6 protein-coding genes are annotated in these 11,981 nt (G+C 46.6%); 5 read left to right on the forward strand and 1 reads right to left on the reverse strand.

Annotated features, from left to right (window positions below; all coding sequences use genetic code 11):
* Positions 1 to 5: 5 nt before the first annotated feature.
* Positions 6 to 4,157 carry a hybrid sensor histidine kinase/response regulator transcription factor gene (locus FLA_RS13395; RefSeq protein ID WP_096511006.1) on the reverse strand — a complete coding sequence of 1,384 codons (4,152 nt, stop codon included), beginning with the start codon at positions 4,155 to 4,157 and terminating at the stop codon, positions 6 to 8.
* A gap of 259 nt (positions 4,158 to 4,416) precedes the next feature.
* Between FLA_RS13395 and FLA_RS13400 the strand changes: the two genes are divergently transcribed.
* The 5 genes from FLA_RS13400 to FLA_RS13420 all read left to right on the forward strand — a co-directional run bounded on the left by FLA_RS13400 (position 4,417) and on the right by FLA_RS13420 (position 11,869).
* Positions 4,417 to 5,448: a LacI family DNA-binding transcriptional regulator gene (locus FLA_RS13400; RefSeq protein WP_096511469.1), complete on the forward strand. Its 1,032-nt coding sequence runs from the start codon at positions 4,417 to 4,419 to the stop codon at positions 5,446 to 5,448.
* A gap of 205 nt (positions 5,449 to 5,653) precedes the next feature.
* Complete coding sequence (locus FLA_RS13405) at positions 5,654 to 6,682, forward strand: LacI family DNA-binding transcriptional regulator (RefSeq protein WP_076382712.1); 1,029 nt, start codon at positions 5,654 to 5,656, stop codon at positions 6,680 to 6,682.
* A 41-nt stretch (positions 6,683 to 6,723) separates the two neighbouring features.
* Entirely contained in the window at positions 6,724 to 8,304 is a 1,581-nt protein-coding gene (locus FLA_RS13410) for a glycoside hydrolase family 43 protein (protein ID WP_076382711.1), read from the forward strand.
* The gene (locus FLA_RS13415) at positions 8,304 to 10,409 is read left to right on the forward strand and encodes a trypsin-like serine peptidase (protein WP_076382710.1); all 2,106 of its coding nucleotides are present in this window, start codon (positions 8,304 to 8,306) and stop codon (positions 10,407 to 10,409) included. Before FLA_RS13410 ends, FLA_RS13415 begins: the two co-directional genes overlap by 1 nt.
* Positions 10,410 to 10,657: 248 nt before the next feature.
* Positions 10,658 to 11,869, forward strand: a complete 1,212-nt coding sequence (locus FLA_RS13420; RefSeq protein WP_084206559.1) for a glycoside hydrolase — start codon at positions 10,658 to 10,660, stop codon at positions 11,867 to 11,869.
* Positions 11,870 to 11,981 lie beyond the last annotated feature (112 nt).

Raw genomic sequence — 11,981 nt, forward strand, 5'->3', positions numbered from 1 at the left:
GCATATTATTCTGTAGTGTGCGAAGCAGGTTTTCTTTTCTGCTGCAAAAACTCTGATGGCTGCATATTAAAGCGGGTTTTGAATGCCCTTGTAAAATAATTAGGTGTTGAAAACCCGGTAGAATAAGCCACCTGCGCAATATTCATATCACTTTTTTCCAGCAACACAGCGGCTTTGTCCAGCTTAATATTACGTATAAACTCTACCGGAGTATTACCCGTAAGCTCCACCATTCTGCTATATAAAGTGCTTCTGCTTAAACCCAGGTGTTTGCTTAAAGCTTCCACCGACAGGCTGGCATCGTTCAGGTTTTCTTCAATGAACAATACCACGCGCTGCAAAAAACGGGCGTTATCCGAATCTATTTCCACTTCAGGCCCGGTAACTTTCAGCTGTTTGGTAAAAGTATCTTTCAGGCGGCGATTCATCTGTAACAGGTTGTGTACACGTGCATGCAGCAGTTCCACATTAAAAGGCTTGGTCAGGTAATCGCTGGCACCCGTTTCCAATCCTTTTAATTCTGTTGCTTCGCCCGGCAAGGCTGTTAACAGGATAACCGGGATATGGCAGGTGCGTTTGTCTGACCGTATTTTCCTGCATAGCTGCAAGCCATCCATCTCCGGCATGTTTATATCACTAACAATTAACTGCGGATGCACCGCCAGTGCTTTTTGCCATCCTTCTTTACCATTCCTGGCTTCTATAATATGGTAGTTGGCTTTTAAATTATCCTTCAGGTAAAAGCGAAAATCGTCATTGTCTTCCACCAGCAACAGGGTGGTTCGCGCAGTATCGCCCTCCTTCTCCGGCAACTGCTCCACCGGTTGCATGGGCAACACTTTGGGTTCAGGCAGTGCAGGTAAGCTGTCCGTAACGGGTTGCACAATAGTAAAAGGCAGCTGTATAGTAAAGGTGCTGCCCCGTGCAGGCTTACTGCTCACCTCAATAGTGCCACCATGCATTTGCACAAACTCTTTGGTGATAGAAAGCCCGATACCCGTGCCCTGAGTAAGAAGAGCGTTGGCGGCATGGCTTTGAAAATAACGTTCAAATATGCGCGCTTGTTTTTCTTCCGGAATTCCCATGCCGGTATCCGATACGGCAATACTAAGCCAGGTGGTGGCAACATCTTCTGTTACCTTTTCTTCCTTTTTAACCACCAGTTGAATAGCTCCTCCTGCCGGGGTAAACTTAAACGCATTAGATAATAGGTTAAAGAGTATGCGTTCCAGCTTGTTATGATCAAAAGCTACAATTAAAGAGGAAGTGTCACAATCCAGTTGGTAACAGATCTTCTTCCGGTCGGCAAGATCGGTAAACGAATCAAACACCTCCCTGATAAAACCTATCATCTCGCCCGGTAAAGGTTGTAAAGTCAACTCATGCTCTTCCAGTCGGCGGAAGTCCAGCAACTGGTTCACCAGGTTTAATAGTCTGCGTGCATTCCGCTTCACCATCCCTAGTTGCCCGGCTGATGCCTGGTCTTGTTTTTTACTAAGTAGATTGTCTACCGGCCCCATTATCAATGAGATAGGTGTGCGAAACTCATGGCTGAGATTGGTTAAGAATTTAATCTTCAACTGATCCAGTTCCCGGGCCATCTCTGCCTGTTTACGCTCCTGCTCCATTTGTTGCCTTGCCATCAGCTTTTCCTGTTCCGCAGCAAACTTCCGGCGCAAACGCTGCAGCGTGCGGTAACGCGAATACAATAATATCCCGGCTATCAGCAACACATACAACACATAGGCTGTGGTGGTACGCCAGAAAGGAGGATCAATAACAATACGAATGCGGGCACCGTTGCTATTCCATACGCCATCATTATTACAGGCCTTTACCTGGAACACATATTCCCCCGGATCTATATTGGTATAGGAAGCTGTTTGATGTGATCCGGCATCTACCCAATCGTTATCAAATCCTTCCAGGCGGTAAGCATAGCGGTTTTGTTCGGGAGAAGTAAAATCCAAAGCCGCAAAGCTCAAGGCAAAATTCTGCCCGTAACGCAGATGCATAACCCCGGCAGTGGAAATATGCTCCTGTATAGGCCCTTTTTCAGCCGGGGAAACAGATTGATTGGCCACATGCAGATCGGTCAATACCACGGCAGGCATATTGTGATTTTGCTTCAGGGCGCTGGGATAAAATGAATTAAACCCGTCTAAACCACCAAAGAAGATTTCCCCGTCAGCAGCACGAATGCCTGAGCGCATCACAAAATTGTTGTTTTGCACTCCGTTATAATGCATGTAATTGGTAAAACGTGAGCTACTGGTAGTAAAACTGCTGATACCATTATTGGTACTTACCCAAACCACCCCGTTATCTCCTTCCACAATATCGTGTATGACCGCATTGGCTAAGCCTTGCTTTTCATTATAGGTAGTAAAACGCTGCAAGACGGCATCAAACAGGCTTAACCCATTGCCGGTACCCACCCATAAGCGCCCTTTACTGTCGTACAACATACAGCGCACATCCATAGAAGGCAGCTGGCTGTTGGCATTATTATATACATCGCACTGGCCGGTTACGGTGTTCAGGCGCACAATACCGGTACCGCAAGAGCCCATCCATATCCGTCCTTCCTTGTCTTCCTGGATGCCCCTGATATAACCGTTTAAGGGCAACGGCCTGTCGTCCGGTGCCACAGGGGTACGGGTGTAATGATACAGCATGCGGTTGGTACGTGTGTCGTATACATCCGTGCCACCACCATTGGTGCCTATCCATAAAAGGCCGCGACTGTCTGCCAGTAGTGAGAATATATCGTTACTGCGTATAGCCTCCTTCCCTGTTGCTTTTGTAAACTGCTGGCTGGCACCGGTAGCCGGATGATACCGGAATAATCCCTTGCCAAAAGTGCCTATCCAAATATCTCCCTGCCGGTCTTTTTCCAGGGAAAGTATAGCCAGCCGGCCGCTCTCCGCAGCTTTACCAACAGTAAGATGGTTGAATAAACCCGTAGCACGCGAATACAGGTTTAAGCCACCGCCATCTGTGCCTACATACACATTACCATTATCCCCCTCGGCAAAAGAGGTGACCAAAGGCGCGCTCAGGCCATGTGCATCAAAAGCATTGCTTTGTTTTAACTGAAACAGGTTCAGATTTTTGTCATATTTATTAATCCCGCCCAGGTAGCACCCCAGCCAGTAAATGCCCTGACTATTATCGATATAAACTGCCCGTACGGATTTATTCCGCAAACTATATACACTACGGGCATCCGGCAAAATACGCTGTATACGACCGGTAGCCGGGGTAAGTATGGCCAGTCCGTTTTCGGTGCCTATCCATAGCTGGCCAGATGAATCTGCTGCCAATGAATACATTACATTACCGTTCAATCCCGCGTCTGCTTCCGGTTGCCGGTAATTCACAAACCGGTTGCTGCCCGGTTGTAACATGCTTACCCCATTCTCTGTGCACACCCATAGCTTTCCGTTTTTATCTTCCGCCAGGCAATTGATGCTATCGCACACCAGGTTACCCGCGACACTATTTCCACGTTGAAACTGTTGAAATTTGTTCAGCGACCTGTTATATAGGTACAAGCCATGATTGGTGCCCACCCAGGTTTGTTTATGGCTGTCTTCATAAATGCACATGGCCAGTTTATCGGCGGGAGTTTTGCCGGCAAGCGTTATCAGGGGAAGTGGCGCTACCGTGAGCGCTAAGGGATCTATAATATGTATACCGGTAAAACTGGCTACCCATATTTTACCGGAGTAATCATCATGCAAACTTCGTACACAGTTGTCCAACGCATTGGCGTTTTTATACCCCTTCACCGACACAAACACATCCCGTTTCCGATCGTACATGCACACATTGCCCCTGCCGCTGCCAACCCATAAATTCCCCTTCCGGTCTTCATGCATACAGGTAATGTTATTGTCAGGCAAACTGGCCGAATCGCCTTCCTTATGCCGGTAAATGGTAAACCGTGTACCATCAAACCTGTTTAAGCCATCGTCTGTGGCAAACCACATCCACCCATATTTATCTTTTAGTATGGCATTGATAGTATTATAGGAAAGGCCGTTTTGAGCCGTCAGGGAAGTGAAATTAATCTGGCTGCTTTGAGCCTGCAGCCTTACAACAGGTAAACTAATAAGTATCACCGCAAAGGCTATCCATGTACATATACGCATAAGCAATCCATTAAACACCCAATCGATAAGATGAATATACAGCTATTTTAACAAAACCGGAGAATGGCGATTGGCGACAAATCATTCCGCAGGAATGATAAATGCGTGTTTTTCAACTATAAAGCGCTAGCACAAATGTTCATTTTAAACATTTGTGCTAGTATTTTCAACAATAAGCGCACCCCACCGCCTCATAGCCAGCTAATTTTAAACAGGGATGTACTCATTGCCTTTTATGTAATTCCATTAACGAATGCTGATGAAAAAAGAAGTTATTACACCGGAGGTTACTATATATGATATAGCCAGCCACCTGGGCCTTGCCAGTTCCACCGTAAGCCGTGCGTTACAGAATAACCCCATTATCAACAAAAATACCCGGAAGAAAATAGCCGCCGCCGCTGAAGAATTGGGTTACAGGCGTAATAATTACGCGGTAAATCTTCGAACGCAGCGCACCCGCACCATTGGCATTATTGTACATGAGTTAAAAAGCCATTTTATCACTTCGGTATTAGCGGGCATCGGACAGGTTGCTGCACAGTCCGGGTATGACATTATTATTGGCTATTCCGCCGAAAGCGTGGTGAAAGAAGCCGCCAATGCCCGTAATTTTTTCCATAAACGGGTAGATGGGGTAATTGCTTCGCTGGCTATGGATACGGCAGACCTCTCCCACTTCCAGCCTTTTCAGGATAAAAATATTCCGCTGGTGTTTTTTGACCGTGCCGAAGACCAGCCTAACAGCACAATGGTGGTGATAGACAATACCCGTTGCGGTTATGAAGCTACCCATCACCTGGCACAACGCGGTTGCCGGCGCATAGCCCTGGTTACCGGCAACAGGAAACGCAATGTATATGAACAGCGTTACCAGGGGTATTTACAGGCATTAAGCGATAATGATATTCCCTTTAGGGAAGAACTGGTGATGATCAACGACCTGGACGAAAAAGGGGGTATGCAAGCTGCTGAAACCATTCTAAACATGAAAGACCGTCCCGATGGCATTTTTATCACCAATGATTTTGCTGCTGCAGTTTGTATGCGTCAACTGCAGGATGCAGGCATTCGCATACCGGAAGACATAGCAGTGGTGGGTTTCAACGATGATAATATCTGCAAACTGGTCAATCCGCAATTAACCACCATTCATTACCCGGGTAAAGAGATGGGAGAAATTGCGGCCAGAAACCTGATTGACCATTTGGATGGTGTAACCAGTATATCCAATGCTTCCCGCATCATTGTCCGGTCTCAATTAGTGATACGTGAATCATCCCTTCATTAACTATCTATACTGTCAGAAACGAAAACGGGGTGAATAATCACCCCGTTTTTTGTAACGATTGCTTATTACTAGTTGCTATGCTATTAAGCTATCTCTATTAACACGAATGTAATATTATAAACTTTTCCTGTTTTTACAATCGATTTCAAATAATTTTCATGAAATTCACAATATCTATATTGTATGTAGAATTGTAATCGATTGTATGAAAAAGGGAAAAGAAACTACCATTTATGATATAGCCAAACAACTGAACATCTCAGCATCTACAGTTAGCCGTGCTTTACAGGATCATCCCGGGGTAAATAAGAAAACAAAGAAAATGATTGCCGACTTCGTGGCGCAAACCAGTTTTCGAACCAATCCCTTTGCCAGCAACCTGCGTAACAAGCAAACCAAAACCATTGGCGTGCTGGTGCACGAGCTTAACAGCAACTTTATTACTTCCGTATTAGCAGGTATAGAAAAAGTAACTGCATCAGAAGGATATGATATTATTATAGCCCACTCCTCAGAAAGCTTTCATAAAGAGGCAGCGAATGTCAAAAATCTGTTTAATAAGCGGGTAGATGGGTTAATTGCCTCCCTTTCGTTTGACACCAGTAACCTGGAGCATTTTAAACCGTTTTTTGAAAGAGGCGTACCGGTGTTGTTTTTTGACCGTGTAGAGCAGGATGGCAACAAAACCGTGGTGATCATTGACAATGCCAAATGCGGTTATATAGCCACCCAACACCTGATAGAACAAGGTTGCCGCCGGATAGTGCATGTAACTTCCAGTTTAAACAGGAACGTGTATTCACAGCGGTATAAGGGCTACAGAGATGCGTTATTCGATCACGGCCTGCCCTTTGAGGAAAGTATGTTAATGGTAGAAGATCTTTCTAAAAAAGCCGGCGTCAGTGCCGCCAACAAAATCATGAACAGCAAGCCTATGCCCGACGGCGCATTCATCACCAACGACTTCCTGGCAGCCGTGTGTATTCGCACGCTGAAAGAAAATGGCATTGCGGTGCCAAAGGATATAGCCATAGTAGGCTTTAACAACGATGCCATTGGCGAGCTGATTGACCCTACACTTACCACCATCAACTATCCGGGTGAAGACATGGGCGAAATTGCCGCCCGTAACTTAATCAATCATATTAATGGCATTGGCAACCTTGAACAAACCAATACCATCATTGTACGTTCCGGTTTGGTAGTACGCAATTCATCCCTCCGAACACCCTAACACCCATTATTCATTATAACACAGAAAGTATGCTTTGCAATATGAAACGTTTTTTATTATCATTACCTGTTTCCTTATTCTTCCTGGTCACCAGCGCAACCGTTATAGCCCAACAAGGCAGCAATCCCATTATTTATGCTGATGTGCCGGATATGTCTATCATCCGCCAGGGCAACACCTACTATATGAGTAGCACTACCATGCATATGAATCCCGGGTTACCCATTATGAAATCGAACGACCTGGTAAACTGGCAGCTGGTAAATTATGCCTACGACACTTTAAGCACTATAGATGCCTTCAAGCTTACCAATGGTAAAAGCACCTACGGCCACGGCTCCTGGGCCAGCAGCCTGCGTTATCACAACGGCACTTATTATGTAAGCACCTTTGCCAATCCTCCCGGTAAAACATATATCTATTCCACCAAAGACATAGAAAAAGGCCCCTGGAAAGCCCAGTCCTTTTCTCCGGCCCTGCACGATCATTCGCTTTTCTTTGAAGAGGATGGTCGCGTGTATATGGTATATGGCAACGGCCGCATTATGATCACCGAACTGGAAAGCGATCTTTCGGGCATCAAACCCGGCACCAGCCGTGTACTGATTGAAAACGCCAGCGCTCCAGCAGGCAATAATATTGGTCTGCCAGCAGAAGGATCACAACTATTTAAGATCAATAACAAATATTATCTCTTTAATATCACCTGGCCCAAAGGCGGCATGCGAACAGTGGTAATACACAGGGCCGATAGCCTTACCGGCCCTTATGAAGGAAGACTGGCCTTGCAGGATAAAGGCGTGGCGCAGGGTGGCCTGATAAACACACCGGAAGGCAACTGGTTCGCATACCTGTTCAGAGACTTTGGTGCCGTGGGACGCATCCCCTACCTGGTTCCCGTAACCTGGGAAAATGACTGGCCCATATTGGGTGTCAACGGCAAGGTTACCGATAGCCTTCCGTTACCAGTATCTACCGGCTACCAGCCAGGCATTGTATGCTCTGACGAGTTTGACCGTAGCCCACGCGCTAACACCCTGCCCCTTCCCTGGCAATGGAACCACAACCCGGATAATAATAACTGGTCGCTTACAAAACGCAGTGGCTATCTGCGCCTGACTACCAGCCGCATAGATACCTCCCTGGTAATGGTACGCAACATGCTTACCCAACGCACCTTTGGCCCGGAATGCGCTGCCGTTACGGCGCTGGATACACGCCACATGAAAGAAGGCGACTGTGCGGGGTTAACGTTGTTTCAGAAAATATATGGCTGGGTAGGCGTGAAAGCAGGCGCCAAAGGCAATCATCGACTGGTTATGGTGAACACGGCTAATGGCATTCCGGAAGAGGTAGCAAGCATTCCGATACATCAACCGGTTGTTTATCTCAAAGCAGCCGCCGATTTCCGTAACAGGGCAGATAAAGGATATTTTTATTACAGCCTGGATGGTAACACCTGGACAGCTATAGGCACGCCATTGCCTATGGCGTACACCATTCCGCATTTCATGGGTTACCGGTTGGGATTGTTTAACTACGCCACCCAAACAACCGGTGGCTATGCTGATTTTGATTATTACAGACTGGACAATACTATTAGTGGTAATACCGGCAACTAATGCGCTTATTGTACGCACTTTTCTATTTCCTGTTACTGGCAGGCACAACGGTGGCACATGCCGCCGAAATGCCTGCCAGCAGGCAATTATCATTGCGTTGGCCTATCACCTATCTGCCCATAGCAAACTGTGCCGTACTTTCCCCCCACGGCCCCAGCAGCCAGCTGCTTAGCGGTAATGACCATGAAACAGCATGCGTATTTGCCAACAAGTATACCACTGCACTTACTCCTAAAAATTCCGGCACCTGGTACACAACCACCAAAGGACGTATCTGGCGTTTGGGCATTCAATCGGCAGGCGCCTATTCATTATATCTTACCCTACAATCACTACACCTGGCCCCCGGTGTGAAATTGTATGTTTATAACAACCACTACAAACAGGTACAAGGCCCTTTCACCAGGGAAACATTACAGGGCCAGTCCATCTTATCCATTGCCCCACTGGCCGGCAGCCGGGTAGTAATAGAGCTGAACATTCCTGAGCATATAGATAGCTATGGCAGCTTAATAGTGAAGTATGTATACCACGACCGGCTGAACCTTTTTGGCAGCAAGCACTCCACACCTGTACCCCCTCTTTCCTGCGAACAAAATATCAACTGCGAAAACGGCACCTATTGGCAAACAGAAAAACGGGCCGTGTGCAAAATCATTACCGATGGCGCATTGTGCACCGGTACACTGGTAGGTAATACCAGCCATAGCCAAACACCTTATGTGCTCACTGCCCAACATGTTATATTCACCCAGCAGCATGCGCAGGAAGCCGTATTTATATTTAACTATGAATACCGCACCTGTACTGATTCCACTATACCTACCATCCAATCCGTGTCAGGTGCCAGCCTGGTAGTGCAGGCAGAAGGAGCTGATGCGGTACTGCTGAAGCTGAACACCATTCCCCCCACCAGCTTTCATCCATTTTATGCAGGTTGGGATGCCAGCAATGTAGCCCCTCAATGGCCTGCCGCCACGCTGCACCATCCCTGGGGAAAGCCGACACAAATTGCACTTACCTATCAAAGTATTCTATCATCCGCATACAATAGTAACGACACTACTACCACTTTCTGGCGTTGCGCCTGGAATATAGGCATTACACAACCGGGTTCATCCGGTGCCCCATTGTTTAACCAACAACATCGCCTGGCAGGCACACTCACCGGTGGCAATGCTACCTGTGGGCAGGGCGGTAATGATTACTTTTATAAGATAGCAGCCATTTGGCAAAATACCACTGGTATAAACAACGCCTTACAACCCTGGCTGGATGCTGCAGCAACCGGTTTAACAGCGATAGATGGTTACGATCCATATGGTTTTGACAGCACTTTATGTGGTCAGGCCTGGAACATTTTACCCTATGAAAAGCTGGACAGTTCACTGCTCACTCATCCCTTTACCAGGCAACCCTATCCTGCTTCCACGCCTTTAGCAGAACAATACCTTAACCCCGGCAGTATAGTAGTTTCCGCAATCTACCTGCACATAGCCAGCCTGTTTTTTGCAGACTCTACCGACTATATTACCGTTACCCTTTGGCAGGGTGCAAACGCACCTCAACGGGAAATCTATGCTCAGCATATTCGCCTGTACCAGTTACACAAAGGCATCAACACCATCCTACCTGACTCGTTATTAAGCATTCAGGGCAACTTCTTTGTGGGATATGATCCGCATGTACAAGCCTCCTCGCAACTAAACCTGTACCGGGCTGCCAACAGGGGAAAAAACGGAGCTTCTACTTTATTTATTGCAGATGGAAGCTGGCAACCCATTCATCAACTTGATGCCAATATAACTACTGCTGCCGGCATAGGCATCCAGGAATGTTATGGCAAAACGCATCGTCCTGTATTGGGCACTATGCGCGTATATCCTAATCCTTCACATAACTATCTTCATTTTACATTACCCGGATGCCCTTCCATAAAAAAGGTACGTTGTATAAATACTACAGGCAAAGAAATGCCGGTGCAGTTTCAGCCCTCCGAAATCAGCAATACCGTTTATTTTCAGTTACCTTATGGCGTGTACCGTTTGCAGGTGTTTACCAGTGACCGGGTATACAACGCTTCCTTTATAGCAGGCCCACAATAAACAGGTAACGGAATGTATTAAACATATATGCTAGCTTTTAAAACATCTGACGCAGTTGTTGAAATCTGCCTGTGTTAATTTCAGATTACGTAACAGCCATAAAAGCCTATTGCCATCTTCATTTTCCTTTCACTGCTTTTATGTAAAACTGTTGATCGATTGCTATAATGAAAAAGCGCGCTCCTACCTGACAGCGCCCTGTACTGCCATGTTCTAACAAAATGAAATCACTTAATTAATTAAATCACATGACCAAACAACTTTTCACAGTAAAAGCCAGTTCAGCATTATTGGCTTTTAGCCTATTCTTTACGGCCTGTTCAAAAAACAAAGACGTTACCGCTAGCCAGGAAAACATTCCCAAGGGAACCGCTGCCGTTGATGGCGCAACTGTTCAGCAAACGATCCAGGGTTTTGGTGGAGCCAGCATCCCTATCTGGATTGGCGATTTAACCAGCGACCAACGCACCAAAGCTTTCTCTACTACCAATGGCATTGGCATGAGCATATTACGGGTAATGGTACCCACCAGCAGTGGCCAGTTTGCAGCCGAAAAACCCACCATTGATGCCGCTAAAGGCTTTGGCGCTAAAGTCATTGCTACCGCCTGGAATGCACCTGCCAGTATGATGAATGGCCTTTCTTTAAAAACAACTTCCTATGCAGATTATGCAGCGCACCTCAGCTCTTATAATTCAGCTGTAGGCGGTGTATACGCCATCAGCCCCTGGAACGAACCTAACTATTCCGCTTCCGGCTGGATGGGCGCTACCGCAACCGAAGTAGCCAACTTTGTGGCTGCACAGGGCGATAACTGCGGTGCCCCCATTATGGCACCCGAGCCGTTTAACATGCAGCAGTCGTTTTTCAACACATATTTAAGCAATGCTACTGCCAAAGCCAAAACATCCTTTGTATGCGGCCACATTTATGGAGCTACACCTTATAATCTGGGTAGCATTGGCAAATCGGTATGGATGACAGAACATTATACTAATTCATCCATTAGCGGTAATGACTGGGGCAACGCTATGACCGCCGCCAAAGAAATTCACGATTGCATGAACGCAGGCTGGGCAGCCTATGTATGGTGGTATATCCGCCGCTTCTACGGCCCTATTGATGAAAGCAGCAACATTACCAAACTGGGTTATGTAATGGCGCAATACGCCCGCTATGTACGTCCTGGCTATACTAAAATAGCCTGCACAGCTAATCCAACATCAGGCGTATATGTTACAGCCTATAAAAGCGGATCAAAAGTAGTGCTGGTAATTGTAAACCAAAACAGCGCTACCACCTATCAGCCCTTTACACTCAGCGGTGTAACTGTAACTGGCTTTAATCGTTATTACACTACCAGCACCACCAACCTGGCCGCGAACTCGTTCAGCGTTTCGGGCGGCAGCTTTGGCATTAACCTCGAACCATCCAGTGTAACTACGCTGGTTTCTCAGTAAGGAAGGAGGAATCAAAAGAAAAAGTGAGTACCTGAGAATCGTGTGACGAGATTCGACTCTATCAGGTTACCAAAATAGAAACAGGGTGTATCACACTTATTATACACCCTGT

This window comes from Filimonas lacunae (assembly GCF_002355595.1).
GTDB lineage: Bacteria > Bacteroidota > Bacteroidia > Chitinophagales > Chitinophagaceae > Filimonas > Filimonas lacunae.